General features: G+C 55.9%; 18 protein-coding genes and 1 pseudogene. 1 reads left to right on the top strand and 18 read right to left on the bottom strand.

Annotation, left to right across the window (positions count from 1 at the left end; all coding sequences use genetic code 11):
* Positions 1-12: 12 nt before the first annotated feature.
* The 17 genes and pseudogenes from carA to ACYVJT_RS10735 all read right to left on the bottom strand — a co-directional run bounded on the left by carA (position 13) and on the right by ACYVJT_RS10735 (position 17,276).
* Positions 13-1,134 (bottom strand): glutamine-hydrolyzing carbamoyl-phosphate synthase small subunit, encoded by a 1,122-nt coding sequence (carA, locus tag ACYVJT_RS10815; RefSeq protein WP_343956892.1) that lies wholly within the window; start codon positions 1,132-1,134, stop codon positions 13-15.
* Positions 1,131-1,640, bottom strand: a complete 510-nt coding sequence (locus tag ACYVJT_RS10810) for a PH-like domain-containing protein (RefSeq protein WP_343956891.1) — start codon at positions 1,638-1,640, stop codon at positions 1,131-1,133. The genes carA and ACYVJT_RS10810 overlap by 4 nt, the downstream gene beginning before the upstream one ends.
* Before the next feature lie 18 nt (positions 1,641-1,658).
* Complete coding sequence (locus tag ACYVJT_RS10805; RefSeq protein WP_343956890.1) at positions 1,659-2,984, bottom strand: dihydroorotase; 1,326 nt, start codon at positions 2,982-2,984, stop codon at positions 1,659-1,661.
* An 11-nt stretch (positions 2,985-2,995) separates the two neighbouring features.
* On the bottom strand, positions 2,996-3,946 hold the full coding sequence (locus ACYVJT_RS10800; protein ID WP_343956888.1) for an aspartate carbamoyltransferase catalytic subunit: 951 nt from the start codon (positions 3,944-3,946) through the stop codon (positions 2,996-2,998).
* A complete protein-coding gene (gene pyrR / locus ACYVJT_RS10795; RefSeq protein ID WP_343956949.1) occupies positions 3,946-4,527 on the bottom strand; it encodes a bifunctional pyr operon transcriptional regulator/uracil phosphoribosyltransferase PyrR in 582 nt (193 codons plus the stop codon). Before pyrR ends, ACYVJT_RS10800 begins: the two co-directional genes overlap by 1 nt.
* A 121-nt stretch (positions 4,528-4,648) precedes the next feature.
* Positions 4,649-5,059, bottom strand: a complete 411-nt coding sequence (gene nusB, locus ACYVJT_RS10790) for a transcription antitermination factor NusB (protein ID WP_343956947.1) — start codon at positions 5,057-5,059, stop codon at positions 4,649-4,651.
* A gap of 57 nt (positions 5,060-5,116) precedes the next feature.
* A complete protein-coding gene (gene efp / locus ACYVJT_RS10785) occupies positions 5,117-5,680 on the bottom strand; it encodes an elongation factor P (RefSeq protein ID WP_343956945.1) in 564 nt (187 codons plus the stop codon).
* 122 nt (positions 5,681-5,802) lie between these two features.
* Positions 5,803-6,927, bottom strand: a complete 1,125-nt coding sequence (gene aroB / locus ACYVJT_RS10780) for a 3-dehydroquinate synthase (RefSeq protein ID WP_343956943.1) — start codon at positions 6,925-6,927, stop codon at positions 5,803-5,805.
* A gap of 51 nt (positions 6,928-6,978) precedes the next feature.
* Positions 6,979-7,428 (bottom strand): annotated as a pseudogene (locus ACYVJT_RS10775) (shikimate kinase); the annotation flags it as partial.
* Positions 7,429-7,469: 41 nt separating this feature from the next.
* Entirely contained in the window at positions 7,470-8,702 is a 1,233-nt protein-coding gene (aroC, locus tag ACYVJT_RS10770; RefSeq protein ID WP_343956887.1) for a chorismate synthase, read from the bottom strand.
* A gap of 67 nt (positions 8,703-8,769) precedes the next feature.
* Entirely contained in the window at positions 8,770-9,651 is an 882-nt protein-coding gene (locus ACYVJT_RS10765; RefSeq protein WP_343956886.1) for a shikimate dehydrogenase family protein, read from the bottom strand.
* A 14-nt stretch (positions 9,652-9,665) separates the two neighbouring features.
* Positions 9,666-11,225 carry an endolytic transglycosylase MltG gene (mltG, locus tag ACYVJT_RS10760; protein ID WP_343956885.1) on the bottom strand — a complete coding sequence of 520 codons (1,560 nt, stop codon included), beginning with the start codon at positions 11,223-11,225 and terminating at the stop codon, positions 9,666-9,668.
* Positions 11,215-11,736, bottom strand: a complete 522-nt coding sequence (ruvX, locus tag ACYVJT_RS10755; protein ID WP_343956884.1) for a Holliday junction resolvase RuvX — start codon at positions 11,734-11,736, stop codon at positions 11,215-11,217. The genes mltG and ruvX overlap by 11 nt, the downstream gene beginning before the upstream one ends.
* Before the next feature lie 39 nt (positions 11,737-11,775).
* Positions 11,776-14,463 carry an alanine--tRNA ligase gene (alaS, locus tag ACYVJT_RS10750; protein WP_343956883.1) on the bottom strand — a complete coding sequence of 896 codons (2,688 nt, stop codon included), beginning with the start codon at positions 14,461-14,463 and terminating at the stop codon, positions 11,776-11,778.
* Positions 14,464-14,536: 73 nt separating this feature from the next.
* Complete coding sequence (locus tag ACYVJT_RS10745) at positions 14,537-14,860, bottom strand: hypothetical protein (protein ID WP_343956882.1); 324 nt, start codon at positions 14,858-14,860, stop codon at positions 14,537-14,539.
* 160 nt (positions 14,861-15,020) lie between these two features.
* The gene (gene rpsD, locus ACYVJT_RS10740; RefSeq protein ID WP_343956881.1) at positions 15,021-15,647 is read right to left on the bottom strand and encodes a 30S ribosomal protein S4; all 627 of its coding nucleotides are present in this window, start codon (positions 15,645-15,647) and stop codon (positions 15,021-15,023) included.
* Positions 15,648-15,863: 216 nt separating this feature from the next.
* Positions 15,864-17,276 carry a replication-associated recombination protein A gene (locus ACYVJT_RS10735; RefSeq protein ID WP_343956880.1) on the bottom strand — a complete coding sequence of 471 codons (1,413 nt, stop codon included), beginning with the start codon at positions 17,274-17,276 and terminating at the stop codon, positions 15,864-15,866.
* Between the two features lie 56 nt (positions 17,277-17,332).
* Between ACYVJT_RS10735 and dtd the strand changes: the two genes are divergently transcribed.
* Positions 17,333-17,797, top strand: coding sequence for a D-aminoacyl-tRNA deacylase (dtd, locus tag ACYVJT_RS10730; RefSeq protein ID WP_343956879.1), 465 nt, complete (start codon positions 17,333-17,335; stop codon positions 17,795-17,797).
* A gap of 126 nt (positions 17,798-17,923) precedes the next feature.
* On the opposite strand, the gene ACYVJT_RS10725 is transcribed toward dtd, so the two are convergent.
* On the bottom strand, positions 17,924-18,390 hold a 467-nt coding region (locus ACYVJT_RS10725; RefSeq protein ID WP_499418386.1), incomplete at its 5' end, for a 3'-5' exonuclease.

Genomic DNA, 18,390 nt, shown 5'->3' with positions numbered 1-18,390 from the left:
GTTTCCTAAGTCTTATTTACCGGTGGCGATCAGGGTTGCAAAATGGTCAAAGACCGGATGCGGCTCATCACCTTCCACAGCTGAATTTTCTGGATAGTACTGCACTGCGACGACAGGCAGCTCGACTGTTTGAAGTGCTTCCACCGAATGGTCGTTCAAGCTGTACTGGGTGACGATGACGTCGCCGTAGCCGGCCGGTGAAACACTGGTCCCCACCTGCGCGTCGACGGCGTATTCGTGGTTCTGTGTAGTCATCGCCGTCTGACCCGTTGTGGTGTCGTAGACGGGCTGGTTTGGACCACGCTGTGCTTGGTCCATGCGATAGGTTTCATAGCCCAGGGCACGTGCGATGATCTGATGTCCAAGCCCTATACCGAGCATTGGTGTCTTCGATTCAAGCAGTGCTTTTGCCAGCTCAATCTGGCCGGTGACATCAGACGGGTCCCCTGGTCCCGAGGACAGCACCACCCCGTCGACGCCAGCGGCAGTCAGCTCTTCGGCCGAGGTTGTCGCAGGAAACACGTGCACAGAGTTGCCGCGTTGTACCAGTTGGTCGATGGTCGCACGACGCACACCGAGATCAACAAGTGCCACGGTAGCCTTCGCATCGTCTGCTTCGACCACGTGCGCGGTCGTGGTGGTGACCTGTTGCAGCAGTTGCGCTGTGTCAGGTTTGTTCCAATCGCGGACTTTTGCTACCAAATGCTCATCGCTATCACTGGCCGCATCGCCGGCAAAGATCCCGGCATTGATCTGACCCAGCATTGCGATGTGCCGCGTCAGTGCGCGGGTATCGACACCCGCAATGCCCACGACGTTAGATTCGGTCAGTACCTCGTCCAATGCGCGTTCCGACTGCCAGTTTGATCGGATTCGAGCTGGGTCACGTACGACAACCCCGTTGGGCCAGTAGGTGTCCGATGCTGCGTCGGCGGCATTGACGCCGACGTTGCCAACGTGTGGAAAAGTGAAGACCGTAATGGTCTCGGTATTGGCCGGATCGGTCAGACTGTGCTGGTAGCCGGTCATGGTCGTGTCGAACACTAATTGACCATAGGCGCTTCCAGTTGCGGCATATGTGGTGCCTGCGTAGATCGTGCCATCTGCCAGGACAAGTTTGGCTGATGTGCTCATGCTGTCTGCCTTCCGTTGGTAAGCGTATCAAGTTCTGTGCGAAGTTCTTGGTGATCAGCGATTGATTGGGTGCGGAATCCAGTGGTGACTTCGGTGTCTTGCAGTTGCCAGGTGATGGCGAAGATCCCGTCTTTTTCCACGAATTTTCCCGCGATCCCAGAAATCGTTGAGGTGGCGATGATGTCGTCAATCGGGATAAAGAAGTTGGGCTCACCGATGCGAAGCATGACAATACCATCGTTGTGCACCTCGAGATGGGCTGCACTGCGGTTTCCCAGACGATGTGCGGTGACACGTTCCAGGAGTTCTTGGCCCAACACGGTATTGACGTAGGTGCCCTCGATGGCCGTATTCGGTTCGCCGTCTAACAGCTGCTGCGGTACTTCAGGAGGTGGCGCGATGTGCTGTTGGCGCTTGGTACGATTTCGGCGTCCGAAAATAATACCGACAATAATTCCTACGATGAGGATCGCGCTGAGCGTGACCGTAAATGTTGTTTCGTCCACTACTGGGATCTTTCCTTATCAGCTGTGTTGGTAGGGGGTGGTGAGGTGTGCGGCGGCGACGACTCGGTGTCCACGATAAAACACCTCGGACACTTGGCCAGCCAATTCCATCCCGCGGTATGGTGAGTTAGCCGATTTTGAGGTGTGCTCTACGGGATTCACGACGAAGCGATGGTTGGGATCGTATACGGCGATGTTGGCGGATGCCCCCTCCACCAAGCCTCCGGTTTGCGTCAGCTGACCATGCTCACCGTGCCCGTAGATGCTGGCCGGGTTCGCCGACATAACTCGGGCAACTCCGTGCCAATCGAGCAGTCCGGTGTCGACCATCGTGTGTTGGATAACCGGTAGTGCTGTTTCCAATCCGGTCATGCCCATCGCTGCGACAACCCACTCACATTGTTTCTTTTCATCGGTGTGGGGTGCATGGTCGGTGCCAACAGTATCGATCGTGCCATCGGCAAGACCTTGGCGTAACGCGTGCACATCCGTATCTCTGCGTAACGGTGGATTGACCTTATATAGCGGATCATAGGTTTTGACGTAATCTTCGGTCAGCAGCAGATGGTGCGGTGTGACTTCTGCGGTCACGCGGATGCCTTGGGATTTTGCCCACCGGATGAGCTCGACCGATCCGGCAGTCGACACGTGACAGATGTGGACTCGGGAATCGACGTGCTGAGCCAGCAGTACGTCGCGGGCAATAATGGATTCTTCGGCAACGGCTGGCCACCCCGCCAATCCCAGTTCCGAAGACAGCGCCGACTCGTTCATCTGGGCGCCTTCGGTCAGCCGAGGTTCTTGGGCGTGCTGGGCAATAAATCCGTCAAACGATTTCACGTATTCCAGCCCGCGACGCATCAAGACCGGGTCCCACACGCACATACCGTCATCGGAGAACATGGTGACGTTGGCCGCTGAATCGTGCATGGCCGACAACTCTGCTAACCGTTCACCGGCTAGTCCCACGGTCACCGCGCCAACAGGGTAGACATCAGTCCATCCAGCCTCACGGCCCAACCTGTGAACTTGCTCGACCACGCCTGCGGTATCAGCCACCGGGTTAGAGTTCGCCATCGCATGCACGGCGGTGAAACCACCTCGTGCAGCGGCTCGGCTACCGGTCTCGACGGTTTCGGCATCATTATTACCGGGCTCACGCAGGTGGGTGTGGAGGTCAACCAGTCCGGGCAGGACGATTTTACCGCTTACGTCAATGACTTCGGCGGCATCAGCCGTGCGGTGTGGTCCAAGGTGGGCGATCGTGCCGTGAGCGTCAATGCCAACATCGGTTTGCACACCGTCCGGTGTGGTACCACCGGTGAGGAGATAGGTGAGAGTCATGAGGTGGCCTTTCATTGTCCAGGTTGGCCTGCGAGTAGCAGGTACAGGACTGCCATGCGTATGGAGACACCGTTGCTGACTTGTTCGAGCGCGGTGTTTTGGGGTGAGTCGGCAGCTGCCGCGGAGATTTCGAGTCCGCGGTTCATCGGGCCGGGGTGCATGATGAGCGTTTTGGTGTCCGCGATGGTTTTGTAGCGATCATTCGTCAGGCCCCAGCCACGGATGTATTCGGCGGCTGACGGGAAGAAATCCCCGGACATCCGCTCGGCCTGGACCCGGAGCATCATCACTGCATCGGGGCGCTGTGCCAGCAGCTCGTTGAGGTCGTAGTTAATATCCACGGGCCAGGTCTGGGCACCAACCGGCATCAATGTTGGAGGACCGGACAACGTGACTTTGGCTCCGAGGGTGTGTAGCAGCCACACATTGGATCGCGCCACGCGCGAGTGCAAGATATCTCCCACAATGACGACGTGTACTCCATCAAGATCTTTGGCCGTCGCCTGGTCACCATGCAGCCTGGTCCGGAGGGTAAAGGCATCCAATAGCGCTTGGGTTGGGTGTTCGTGGGTTCCGTCTCCCGCGTTGATGACCGCAGATGATGACCACCCGAAGTTGGCCAGTTGCTCGGCAGCTCCAGACGCCCAGTGACGCATGACAATCGCATCGCCACCGATGGCTTCGAGTGTTTGAACCGTGTCTTTGAGCGATTCGCCTTTGGAAACCGATGACGTTTTGAGCGCGAAGTTCAGCACGTCTGCAGACAGGCGCTTGGCGGCGGCTTCGAATGATGTTCGGGTCCGTGTGGAGTCTTCAAAAAACAGGTTGACGACGGTTTGGCCGCGCAGGGTCGGCAGCTTTTTGATCGACCGATCAGCCACGGTGGCCATTTCTTGAGCGGTATCAAGAATCGACATGGCGTTGTCATACGACAGGTTGCGGGTCGCTAGGAGGTGACGCATCAGTTCATCACATCCAAGATTTGTACCTGATCGACGGTGAACTGTTCGTCGTCACTGTCGATTTCGGACATCTGTACCCGGACATGTTCGGTCGAGGCAGTTGGGAGGTTTTTGCCCACGTAGTCTGCACGCAGCGGTAACTGTCGGTGCCCGCGGTCCACGAGCACAGCCAACCGGACCGTTTCTGGTCGGCCAATATCGGCCAAAGCGTCTAGTGCGGCGCGAATGGTACGTCCGGAATACAGCACATCATCAACGAGCACGACGACGGCACCGTCGACACCGGTAGCGGGGATAATTGTGGAAGCTGGTACCCGTGAACCTGCACGGGCAAGATCGTCGCGATACATGGTGATGTCGAGCTGACCGGTGCGCTCGGCTGCAACGAAGTCGGGCTCAATTTCTGCCAATTTGGCGGCCAGTCTGTTGGCCAGCGGGACGCCGCGACGTGGGATGCCCAGTACCAGCAGATGCTGCGCACCGCGGTTGGCTTCTAGAATCTCATGGGCAATACGAGTCAACACCCGATCTATATCGTCTGCCGACATCACGGTGCGTGCTTGACGCACAGGTTCTTGCACCACAGCTTGTCTCCTTTCCCGCCTCGCAGGTCGGATCTTTAAAGGATCTGCGGGATACGTGGTGTCCCCGTAGCTTCACTCGTTGTAACTGTAGCACCGGTTAGCCTGTCCAACCGACCGGTTACAGGATCAAGGTGGGTTTGAGTTCCTGGAGTCGACCGAGCACCCCGTTGACATAGCTGGGTGAATCGTCATTGGAATATTCGCGCGCCATATTGACGGCTTCGTTGACGGCTGCCCCATCTGGCATGCCGTCGTAGAAGAGCAATTCCCACGCGCCCAGGCGCAAAATCGACTTATCCATACCGAGCATGCGCTCCAGAGTCCATCCGTGCGCATACTGTGCTAGCAGCTCATCGATTTGTTCTTGATGGGTGATGACCCCATCAATGATCGTGGTGGTATAGGGGTTGATGGTTTGATCCGTGTGGTCACGACGTCGCTGCAGTGCAGCTAAGGGTGTCGTGTGACGCTGCTCTGCTTCGAACAGGATCTCCAGGGCACGACGGCGGGCCCGGCCGCGGGCGCCGATGTGTCGTGATTGGTCATGTGATTTTTTAGACAATGTGGTGTTGCTCCGTGCCGGCAATTAGTCAGTGACCCGGCCTTGGTATTCACCGTTGCGGGTGTCTACTTTGACCTTGGTGCCCTCTTCCATAAAGAGTGGGACCTGAATTTCGTATCCTGTTTCCAACGTCGCAGGTTTGGTGCCACCTGACGAACGATCACCTTGTAATCCCGGTTCGGTGTAAGTAATTTCCAGGATGACCGACGGGGGCAATTCGAGGTACAGCGGCGTGCCGTCGGAAATAGCGATCTGTGCGTTCTCGTTTTCCAACAAGAAGTTGGCAGCATTGCCCACTACCGAGGCTGGGACCATGACCTGGTCAAACGTGGTGAGATCCATGAAAATGAATTCGTCACCATCACGGTACAAGAACTGGTATTCGGAACGATCCACGGTGGCAAACTCGAGTTTGGCCCCGGCGTTCCAGGTTTTGTCCACCGTTTTGCCGGAGGTCAGGTTTTTAATTTTGGTGCGAACAAACGCCCCACCTTTACCTGGCTTGACGTGCTGGAATTCTTGGACCTGCCACAGCTGGCCGTCAACGACGACGACCGAACCGTTTTTAATGTCGTTACTGGTGAGCATAACCATAAGGCGTATTCTCCATTAAAGTTTTCGTGATAAGTACATATTCTGGCAGATTCCAAGCACAGTGACATAACTGAACCTTGGACTAGTGTAATCGACCGCGCGTTGTGCGCCGCGTTCTAGTCAGCAATTTCCTGGTAGGCAGCAAAGAGCAAGGATTCGTCTGGCACGTCGTAAATCACTGGGGAACCTTGGGACTCCAAGAGGACAAAGCGCAGCTGTTCTCCACGGTTTTTCTTATCCCGACGAATACCATCAAGCAGCATTGCCCAACGATCACCGTGATACGACGTGGGCAGTCCCACACCTTCCAGGATCTGTTTGTGACGCTCGACCGTTGCGTCATCGAGGCGACCCACCGACCGCGCCAGTTCCGCGGCGAAGACCATACCGACAGCCACAGCTGCCCCATGACGGTATTGGTAGCGCTCCGCCAATTCGATGGCGTGTCCCAGCGTGTGCCCATAATTGAGCATCTGACGGTCGCTGGCTTCTTTGAAATCCTTGCCAACAATGTCGGCTTTGACTTGGATTGCCCGTTCGATAAGTTCACGCAGCACTGCCGAATGAGGGTTGGTTACCTGCGACATATGGTCTTCGATCAGATCCAGAATTTTTTCATCTGCGATGAATCCACACTTGATGACCTCGGCGAGCCCGGAGACCAGCTCGTTTTTCGGTAGCGTCAACAAGGTATCCAGGTCTGCGAGCACACCTGCGGGTGGATGGAATGAGCCCACGAGGTTTTTCCCCTCGGAGGTATTGATACCGGTCTTGCCACCGACGGCGGCATCGACCATACCCAGCAGTGTCGTGGGCATGTGCACCACTCGGACACCGCGCAACCAGGTAGCAGCAACGAAACCGGCCAGGTCCGAGACCGCGCCTCCGCCAACAGACACGATGGCATCTGAACGCGTGAAATCACTCTGGCCCAAGACTTGCCAGCAGAATGAGGCTACCTCGATGTGTTTGCCTTCTTCAGAGTCCGGAATCTCGACCAACACAGCGTTATAGCCGGCCTCATCGAGCGCGGATTTGACGACATCTCCGGTGGCGCGCAAAGCCCGGGGCAAGATAATAGCGACCCGGTGCGGTTGAGCCCCCAGAATGTCTGGCAAACGGGACAGGAGGCCCCGACCAATTGCCACGTCGTAGCCGCCGTGCATTTCGTTGGCCGATCCGCCAGATACTTCGATGACGGTCGGCTGATCTGTGGTCTCGGGTGTTGTGTTTTCAGACATAGAGTGCGTTGTATTCCTTGCCAAAAATTGTTGGTGTCCCTCGATGATCATAGTCGCCACATCATCCACGTCCAGTCCGGTCGTGTCGATCACCCGGTGCGCCGAGTCTGTGAAATACTCCAACCGCTCTGTTCGGATGCGCGACCAGTTCCGTGCAGGATCCCCCGCGAGGACAGGGCGTCCGGAGGCATCACCGAGTCGTTGCAGCGCTTGCTGCTCACTGACATCGAGAAAAATGACGTACCCATGGTTGCGGACGATTTCGCGATTAGCGGCTCGAATGACCGCTCCCCCACCCAACGACAAGATGCCAGAACTGCTGCGTGTCGCGGCGTCGGCCACAATTTCTTGTTCTGCATCACGAAATGCCTCTTCACCGTGGGTGATGAAGTATTCGACAATGACCCCGTGACGAGTGACGAACAGGTCGTCAGTATCGGTATACGTGGCCCCTAGACGCTGTGCGAGATGCTTGCCGACCGTGGTCTTTCCTGACCCCATCGGTCCGATCAACACGATCGGTGGTGAATGTTCGTGCATTGTTAGAGTGGGTCGCCCATATCGTGCTGGTCTACGTGGTCACTTTCGGGTTCTGGGATGGGCTTGATGTTGGCGGTGAAACTGTGCATATTGCGACGGGTTTCTTCGACCGAGTCGCCACCAAATTTTTCTAACACTTCGCCGGCGATGACCAGGGCCACCATTGCCTCGGCAACCACACCGGACGCGGGAACTGCTGTGACGTCCGAACGTTGGTGGTGGGCCTTTGTGGCTTGGCCGGTCGCCACATCGACGGTGGCAAGGGCACGGGGCACGGTCGCGATCGGTTTCATCGCGACTCGCACACGAATTGGTTCACCGGTGGACATCCCCGCTTCGATGCCTCCAGCACGATGCGTGGTCCGGGCTACCGAGCCGTCGGCATGGCGAATAATCGCATCGTGTGCGTCGGAACCAACGCGCGTGGCCACATCAAAACCATCACCGATTTCCACGCCCTTCATCGCCTGGATGCCCATGAGAGCACCGGCTAGTTTCGAATCGAGTCTGCGGTCCCAGTGAATATGAGAGCCCAGTCCAACGGGTGCGTCATGCACGAGCACTTCGACGACGCCGCCGAGCGTTTCGCCTGACTTCTTGGTGGTATCGACGGCTTCGACCATCCTGGCGGATGCTTCCGGATCGATACAGCGCAGCGGATCAGCGTCTATGGTCTCGACATCATCGGCTGTTGGAAAGTCATAGCCCGGGGCGATTTCAATTTCGCCCATGCGCACTGTATGGGCGACGGTACGAATGCCTAATTGGGCTAAGAAATGCTGGGCAACACGGCCCAGAGCCACTCTCGTGGCGGTTTCGCGGGCTGAAGCGCGTTCCAGTAGTGGACGGGCTTCGTCAAAACCGAATTTCTGCATTCCGGCCATGTCTGCGTGACCTGGGCGCGGACGTCTGAGAGCTGCATTCCTCGCCAGTCCTTCAATTTCCTCCGGGTCAACCGGGTCTGGATTCATGACGAGTTCCCATTTGGGCCATTCCGTATTGGCGATGTGTATGGCGACCGGTGAGCCGAGGGTGATTCCATGACGGACACCAGAGATAATGGTGACCTCGTCCTTTTCAAACTTCATACGCGCGCCGCGGCCGTACCCTAGTCGGCGTCTCAGCAACGCGTCTTGAATGTCGGCTGTGGTGATTTCAATACCAGCCGGCAATCCTTCAATAATCCCCACGAGTCCGGAACCGTGAGATTCTCCTGCAGTTAACCAACGCATCATACGCCCGATTCTTTCATGCTCAGCGCGTGAGCGCTTGTTTCATGTCGATGTTTGTCCCACCGCGACATCACGATGGGTGTTGTAGCCCCAGCGCAACCGCCATGTGTGCTGTGACTGCGTCCCAGTCAAGTGTGTCGTAGTCGTCGACCATTTTTGCTGTAAACAGTTTGACCTGTTCTACTCCTTGATACAACAACATATCTAAACCGGATGCCACTTGTGCTCCGGTGGCTTGCCATGTTGCCGCTAGTACTGTTGGCCACGGCTCATAAATCACATCGAGTAACGGTGGCAGCTTCCCGTTCGGAAGCTCTGACTCAAGCCAGTCGGCCGCGGTGGCGGGAAGTGTCGACACCACCGCCCGATGGTCTTGGACCTCAGCGGAAAACTCGTCGAGATGCTTGACTTGAACTGCCAGGTTGAACCGTTGTGCAACCGTGGCAGCGTCCTGCGCGCGTTCTCTATTACGCACATACAACACGACCTCATCGAGCCCCATAGCAGCTGCGGCGCCGACAGCAGCAGACGCCGTTCCGCCGGCTCCGATGATGCCCATCGAGCCTCCGCTCGCTGCGACAAAACCAGCGTGCCTCAACGCACGGTATATACCCTCCACATCAGTATTGTGGCCATGCGGGATGCCATCTGCATCAAAGACGATGGTGTTCAGTACGCCCAAACGTTGCACACGTGGCGAGACGTGGTCCATGTGCTCCACGAGGACAGCTTTCAATGGCATGGTCACGGAGAACCCAGCAAGGAGGCTTGTGGGACCGTAACGCTGCGTCAACGAGCTCATGAAGCTATCGGCTTGGTCTTGGTTCACGTCCACGCGATCGTATTGGATCGGTGCGTCCAAGTACTGGTAGGCGGCACGATGCATATCGGGAGATTTCGAATGCGTTATCGGTGATCCCAGGACGGCCGCGTGAAAGTTCTGTTCAGTCATGTGTGTGCTACCTACTACCGACCACAAATATCGGGATTGTCGTCACAATAGGCACGGTATTCCTGCTGATATTCACGATGCTGTTCATAGGTGCTGGAGAATTTCGTTTCGCCAGTTTCAATGTTGGTGGTAATCCAGTAGAGGTAGTCGTTGTCTTCGGGTTCAGCAGCGGCATCAAGCGCAGCGATGGATGGCGCACCTATCGGGCCGGGTGGCAGCCCACGATGTTGGTACGTGTTGTATTCGTTGCTCTCATCTTGCCGATCTTCGGCAGTAAACTGCAGCTGCCGGACGCCCATGCCGTAAATCACCGTGGCGTCAATCTGTAAGAATCCGTATGTTTCGGTGTTCGACTCATCCAACCGGTTTTCAATAATCCCCGCGACCATGGCAAAGTCTTCAGACCGTGCTTCGGCCTCCAAAATCGAGGCAATCGTGACCAGCCGGTGTTGTTCTTCGGGGTCCTCGATCCCGAGGCGTTCGAACTCATTCATGGTGGGTTCGATCATCTGTTCAAGAATTTCTTGCATCGAGGCATCCATGGGGAATTGATACTCACCGACAGCGATATAGCCTTCAAGCGTTGAGGCTTCGGAGGGCACCTCGAAGTTCGAGGGATCGGCGGCTTCTTCAATTTCGTCTGCACTATACTCAGTTTGCTCAGCAATGTGCTCATACACATCGTCTATTCGATGCCCGGAGTTCACATACACGTAGTGCTGCCCTAAGCCTCCTTCGTCCAACAGGATCGCGGCGGCGTCTCTGGCTGGCATTTGATGCTGCAGCGTATATTCACCGGGCTGGATTTCTGAGGTACTTTGCGAAGACTCCACCGCGTCACGAAACGCTGAGGTCGATGCGACAATGTCTTCATCGACCAGCCGGTTACCGATGACAATTGCCCCTTCACCGGGGTTGACTTCGAAGGCGATTTCTTCGCCACCTGGACCGGGGTAATCATTATTCGTCCAGCCCACGAGTTGGCTCACTCCGAGTCCAACGACGATGAGTAGGCCGAGGAACACAGCGAAGCTCGACAGCATCACGACGGTACGCCGACGTTTGCGAACTTTGCGCGCTGCTAACGCTTCCTCATCAATTTCGGGAGCTGGCTGCGTGCCATCGGCCACGAGCATGTAGCCCAACATGTTTTCATCGGAGGATGCTTCCGCAGCATCTTCGCGCTCGGCAGCAGCCACATCTTGGCTGAGGTGAGGATAGTCGCGAGTATCCTCAGGTAGCGGATGCAGACCACCATGATCAACATTCTGGTCTGTTGCGTACCGGCCCTCGGTCACGATGTCGTCTTGAGAGCTTCCGGGGCGATGCGGTCGGTCTTCTAAACCACCGGGACCGTCAGCAGCCAGCGGTCGTGGTACGTCCGATACTTCTTCACGATCCTGTCCCGATTCATCACCCACACTGGCAGGTGGTATCGCATTCTGGCCTTCTACAGTAGATTTCGCATCGGAAGCACGTTGGGCATTTTGCTGAGCGCGTTCGTATTCGCGGCGCTCGCGACGCGACATAAATTGAGTCTTGGGAGGCAAGTTCGGCAGATGATCATCTGTCATATTCTTCCTCCTGTTCATGCGAGACCAAGATACCAGTGTTGGCACCCGTGTTATTTTCAAGCATCATCGCATGTTCCAATATAGCCACGGCCGCCAGTTGATCAATAACTGAGCGCTGATTCCGTGATGAGACCCCGGCTTGGTGCAATTTTTGGGAGGCACTAACGGTCGAGAGTCGCTCATCAATGAGTCGGACTTGGGTCGTCAAGTTGGCTTCAGCAAACAGTTTTGCCAGTTGTTGAGCGAAGCGATGAGCGTCATCGGTGGATGCCGTCTTTTGGCCTTTGAGGTTGATGGGGTCTCCGACATAGACACGAACCGCGTTGCGTTGGATCGCTTCGTCAACAATCCGGTGGAGATCGCGTAGGTTTTTCGCATCTCGCGTCAGCGTGTCGACTGGACTGGCCAGGATGCCGGCCGGGTCGGTTGCTGCCAGTCCCACGCGGGCCCTACCAACATCCACTCCTAGACGGGAGCCTGTCACCGTCTCGTGCGAGTTCATATCTGTCATTGAATAGTTCTAAATACTTAAGGAATCGATCCGTTGGGGTTAGGCCGTCTCGACTTCGCGCCGAAGGGTCGTCAGTGCGTCATCAATCTTGGAAGCATCTTGGCCGCCACCTTGTGCCACGTCGGGTTTGCCACCGCCGCCACCGCCCAGTACTTGGGAGACGGCTTTGACAAGGTTACCCGCTTTTAGACCGAGGTTCTGGGCACCTTCGTTGACGGCAATCACGACGAGCGGCCGCGCATTCGAGGTGCCGATCATTCCGACGACGATATGTTGATTTCCTGCCTTGGTCAGCCGATCACGAAGGTCGAGTGCTGCCGAACGCAAGTCATCAGCACTGGCAACTTCCCCCATATTATGAGCCAACAGGGTTATATCTCCTACCGTTTCGGCCTGTTCCACCAGCTTGCCAACCTGTGCGAGCATTTGTTGGGAGCGCAAATCGGCCAGTTCTTTTTCAACTTGCCGTAGTTTATTAAGCGTCTGCTCAACCCGCCCTGGTATCTCGGCTGCCGGCGTCTTGAGCATAGATGACAGCTCGTTGACCAATGTGCGTTCTGCAGCGAAATGATCAAATGCGTCGAGGCCGACCAGGGCTTCAACACGGCGATTGCCGGAGCCGACCGACTGCTCATTGAGCAGTGCCAGCGTACCAATCTCGGAAGTCGAGGTGACGTGGGTTCCACCGCAGAGTTCGCGCGACCAGGCACCATCGATTTCTACGACACGAACCCAATCACCGTATTTTTCGCCGAATAGGCTCATCGCGCCCATTGATTGGGCTTCTTTAAGGCTTGTTTCTATGGTGTTGACCATAAAGTTGTCTCGGATGGCGATGTTGGCTAGTTCTTCGACTTCTTGGCGTGCCGCAGGCGACATGGCATCTTGCCAGCGGAAGTCAAAACGTAAGTAGCCTTCTTTATTGAACGACCCGGCCTGAACGGCGTCTGGACCAAGAATTTGATGGAGGGCAGCGTGCACGATGTGGGTTGCCGAGTGCGCTTTCTGGGCATCGAGGCGACGCTGCAGGTCAATTGCCCCGACTGCTTGTGCCCCCATGGGTGCTTCACCTTCACGAATAATGCCCTGGTGGACGGCGAGACCATTGATCGGTGACTGCACGTCAGAGACTTCAATGACGAAGCCATCACCGCTGATCAACCCGGTATCTGCCGCCTGTCCGCCGGCTTCCGCGTAGAAAGGCGAGGCATCCAGTACGACTTCAACTTGTTGGCCCTGTTCGGCAAAGTTCGCAGCTTTACCATTGACCAGCAGGGATCGAATGTGTGATTGGGTCGTGTGCTCGGTGTATCCGGTGAAGACCGTATCTTGACCAGCGTGGGCTTCGTAATACAGGCTCGTGTCCGCGTGGCCAGTCTTTTTTGCTTTGGCATCGTTGCGTGCACGCTGACGTTGTTCTTGCATAAGTTCGACAAACTTATCCTGGTCCACAGAAACGCCTGCTTCTTCAGCCATTTCCAACGTCAGATCAATCGGGAAACCATATGTGTCGTGCAATTCGAATGCTGCATCACCGGACAGCGTCGCACCGGCTTCGCGGGCTTGTGCGACCGAGGATTCCAAACGGGTCGTGCCGGCTGCAATGGTGCGCAAGAATGCGCGTTCTTCGGCATAGGCGATACGAGCAATCCGGTCGAAGTCTTCTGAGACTTCGGGGTAGTTGCCACGCATCGCGTCACGAGAGATAGGGAGCAGTTCCGGCAGCACAGCAGAGACCACGCCCATCAGGCGCATAGCACGAACGGCACGACGAATCAGGCGACGCAATACATAGCCGCCGCCTTCATTGCTGGGTACTACCCCATCACTAATCAGCATCAGCGCAGAACGCACATGATCGGCAACGTAGCGCAGACGCATATCGTTAGAGAAGTTGGCGTCTTCGGGGTCTTCGGTCGAGGTGTACGTAACCCCCGCCAGCTCGGCAGCGCGGTCCAGCACGGGACGCACTTGATCCGTCTCGTACATGTTTTCTACGCCCTGCAGGATCATAGCGAGGCGTTCTAGTCCCATACCGGTATCGATGTTTTTGTTTGCGAGCTCGCCAACGATATCGAAATCGTCTTGGCTCCGGACGTCTCCGAGCTGGTACTGCATGAAGACGAGATTCCAGATTTCTAGGTATCTGGTGTCATCTGCAGCGGGACCACCATCATTGCCATATTGTGGGCCCCGATCATAAAAGATTTCGGAACACGGACCGCCTGGTCCCGGCTGGCCAGTGTGCCAGTAGTTATCTTCTTTGCCGATACGTTGAAGGCGGGCTTCGGGGATACCGACCACGTCACGCCAGATTGCGTAGGCTTCGTCGTCTTCTTCGTATACGGTGGCCCACAAGCGCTCGGGGTCTAAACCGTAGCCGCCATCAGCTTGCGATGTCGTGAGGAGTTCCCACGCCATCGTAATGGCACCTTCTTTGAAGTAATCGCCAAAGGAGAAGTTGCCAGCCATTTGGAAGAAGGTGCCGTGCCGTGCGGTTTTGCCAACTTCTTCAATGTCTGCTGTACGAATACATTTTTGAACTGAGACTGCCCGATCATGCGGCGGCGTTTGTTGGCCTAAAAAGTATGGGATAAACGGCACCATACCAGCAACGGTAAACAGTAGCGATGGGTCCGGAGAGACCAGCGACGCCGAGGGAACTACACTGTGGCTGTTCTTTTCGAAAAAAGCGTTCCAACGGCGGGCAATTTCATGAATCTGCATAACTGTTTTTTCCATTACAAGCTAGCAACCAGTGGGCACACCGGTTGAGGGTCAAATACTTTAAATTCTGAGCTTACGCGCCGCGTTCTGATGTCACTTCGGTGACTTCGACTCGCAGTGGCTGAACCTCGTCAAGGTTTTCAACCACCGGCGGTGCGGGTTGATTCCGATTGAGCGCAGGGATCTGTTCACGCACGGTGGTCAAGAAACCCTTGGTCGACTCGACGAGGATGCTCGCCGCCCCTTCGCCAATGCTGCGACCAATATTTTCTGGTGACAGTGAGGTGCGTAGAGCCTCTTCTGCACGCAGTGCCGCCTCGTCTCGACCTTTAGACAACTTGGAGTGACCGTACCACCCGATTGCAGCACCAACGCCGATAAGTAGAACTCTTTTCACAACCGCCAACCCTTTCTGATTCGTAGCCGAACCTACTCTACCAACTGACACACGACAGCGTGGTCAAACACCATATTCTAGGAATAAAGACACCACCGGCCCGGGGCCTTGCAATACGCAAGTGCCACCGAGCCGGAATGTCAGTGTGTCGTACGAAAGTTTAGCGTGAGTAGTACTCGACGACCAGGTTTTCCTGAATGGAAACTGGAATATCAGCACGCTTTGGCTCGCGGACCAATTTTGCGCGCAGCTTGTCGATTTCTACATCAAGGTAACCAGGCACATCTGGCAGAACGTCCTGGTGTGCACCAGTGGCAGCGATCTGGAATGGAACCATCGATTCGCTACGTTCTGCAACGTGGATGAGCTGACCTTCTTGTACCTGGAATGACGGACGGTCAACACGCTGTCCATTAACCAGGATGTGCTGGTGAACGACCAGCTGACGCGCCTGTGCAATGGTGCGGGCAAAGCCGGCACGCAACACAAGAGCATCCAGGCGCGATTCCAGGGTTTCGACCAGGACCTCACCGGTCAGACCTGCACGACGGGTTGATTCTTTGAAGTACCGAACCATCTGGGCTTCACGAATGTTGTAGATCGCGCGAAGACGCTGTTTTTCTTTCAGACGGACCGAGTAGTCAGAATCGGCACGACGACGTGCGCGACCGTGCTGACCTGGACCGTATGGACGGCGCTCCATGTACTTTTCAGCTTTAGGAGTGAGCGCAATGCCCAGTGCGCGCGAGTGGCGCACTGTGCGACGGGTACGTAGACCTTTTGCCATGAGTGGCTTCCTTTTCTTGTCATGCGGTATTGATTGGTTTTGCATCATCTACATGACAAAGCCGACTAGCTATGATGTACATGAATCCTGGCCTCTGATGTCAGTGTTTTCCAGAGAGCTGAGGGTTATACCGCCAACCGTCATAACTACCATTTCTGCGCTTGGACAGAAACGTGCCAGACAAGGCAAAACCTTAGCACATACCGAAATGTCGGCCTAATCGTCACTCGTCTGATCAGGCGTTTGCGGTGCTGGAGGTTCGTTGCGCAATACGGCACGAAGTCTTGCGACGCGTTCCGAAATCATGTGTTCGTGACCATTGGTCGTTGGCTGATAGTACTGCCGGTCTAACAGTTCATCGGGTAAATACTGTTGGGCCACGATGGAATGCGGGTAGGAGTGTGGAAATTTATACCCCGCACCGTGCCCGAGTGCCTTCGCTCCCGCGTAATGTGAATCGCGTAAGTGTTTTGGTACGACCCCTGCTCGACCTGCTTGGACATCAGCAAGTGCAGCATTAATACCGTCGTAAGCGCCAGGCGATTTTGGTGCAGTCGCCAAATGGACCACCGCTTGGGCAAGAGGGATGCGCCCTTCCGGCATGCCAATGAGCTGGACCGCTTGCGCTGCCGCGACCGCAGACTGTAGTGCCGTAGGGTCAGCCATTCCGATATCTTCCGATGCGTGAACAATCAGGCGTCGGGCAATATATCGTGCGTCCTCACCGGCATGAATCATTCGCGCCAGGTAATGCAACGCCGCATCAACATCAGATCCTCGAATCGACTTGATAAAGGCAGAGATGACGTCGTAATGCTGATCGCCATCTTTGTCATAACGCAATACCGCTTGGTCCATAGCTTGAGCAGCATGTTCGACGGTCACCACTGGTGACTGTTCTCCCGCAGCCTGATCGTATCCAACACCGGCAGCTGCTTCCAAAGTCGTCAGGGCTCGCCGTGCATCCCCCTGAGCCATTCGAATCAAATATTCTCGGGCCTCGTGCTCGAGCTCCACCGTGGCATTGAGTCCGCGTTCATCGGATAAGGCCCGATCAATAAGCTCACCGATATCGCCGTCGGTTAGCGGTTCAAGTGTGAGCATGATCGACCTGGACAGGAGCGGAGATATGACCGAGAACGACGGATTTTCAGTGGTTGCAGCCACGAGCACAACCCAGCGATTCTCTACTCCCGGCAAAAGCGCATCCTGCTGGGCTTTATTAAACCGATGTATTTCGTCCAAGAATAAGATGGTGGTCCGGCCGTAAAGATCTCTATTGTCGAGAGCCTGTTCCATCACGCGACGAACATCTTTAACCCCAGCAGATATGGCGGATAATTCCACAAACTTGCGATCCGGTGCCTGGGAGATCACATGGGCAAGGGTCGTTTTACCGGTACCCGGGGGCCCATACAGCATGATCGAGGAGGGCCCCACACCGGCAGGGCCGTTCGCTTCGGTCAGTTTTCGCAACGGCGAACCGGGGGTTAACAAATGCTGTTGGCCCACAATCTCGTCCAGGGCTCTGGGACGCATACGCACCGCTAAGGGAGCGGCAGCCGATACGTTGGGTGAGGAATCTGGACGATCATTGTCGTCGTGGGCCGAGGAGAACAAATCTTGCACATCCCCTACTCTAATGATTCGGCCACCCGGGCAACACCACAGCTACACTTGAAGCCATGCGTGCAGTCATCCAAGTCGTAACTTCAGCCAGTGTCACCGTCGATGAAAAAGTGGTGGGTGAACTCCCCCGTCCAGGTCTCATGATCTTATTGGGAGTACACGTCCACGACGGCGAGGAACAAGCCGATGTTCTGGTCAATAAGATCGTGCACCTGCGGATTCTTGACGACGAGCAATCCGCCGTGGATCTCAATGCGCCGATCATGGTGGTCTCACAGTTCACGCTAAACGCTGATGTGCGCAAGGGGCGTCGACCCTCGTGGTCGAAAGCTGCTCGTCCAGAACATTCCGAACCGCTCTATGAATACTTTGTGGCGAAAATTCGCGAACAGGGCCTGGAAGTGGTGACCGGTGAATTCGGTGCCATGATGGACGTGGCTCTAGTGAACAGCGGACCTTTCACGTTGGTGATTGATTCCGACGATTTGGCTGCCCCACGACGCGGTGGTTCGTCTGGCTGACACAGACGCTACGTAGCCCCCGAGAGATAATCGGATGCCTCGCCAGTCCAACGTAATCACCAGTTCGTCACGTGCACGCGTAGCCGCAACATATAGCAGGGATCTTTCTCGAAGTTCTACATCGTGTTATTCGGAGTCTGGTAAATCTGCTAGCTGCCAGGCAGCGGGTATCTCCTCTGCACCGGCACCAACAATAATGGCACGTTCAAATTCCATGCCTTTGGCACTGTGCATTGTGATGATTTGCACTGCCGAATCCGAGTCAGTTATCGCCGCCAACGCTTCCTCGTCACGTAGGCCGCGTTCCACCTGGTCCTTAATACGTTCACTGCGAACCATCACGCCAATGGCATCCGGAGCAACGTCTTCATCAACCCAGGTTCGTATGAACTTCGCGGCTTCGATGATCTGTTGACGCAGCGACCGGGCGGCAATCAAATGTGGACGCGGGCCTGAGCGCACGGACTGGTATTCGGAGGAGTCTTGAAGGAAACGTTTAAGAGATTGCGCGGATAGGGGCTTATCGGCGCTTACCGGAAATCGTAAGGCTTGACGGTGCGGGTGTCCCACCGGTAGCGGAGTCTGGCTTCGTG

The sequence above is a fragment of the Yaniella soli genome (assembly GCF_054782375.1).
Note: the sequence above shows the minus strand (reverse complement) of the source record. Positions and strands in the feature narration are given on the sequence as shown.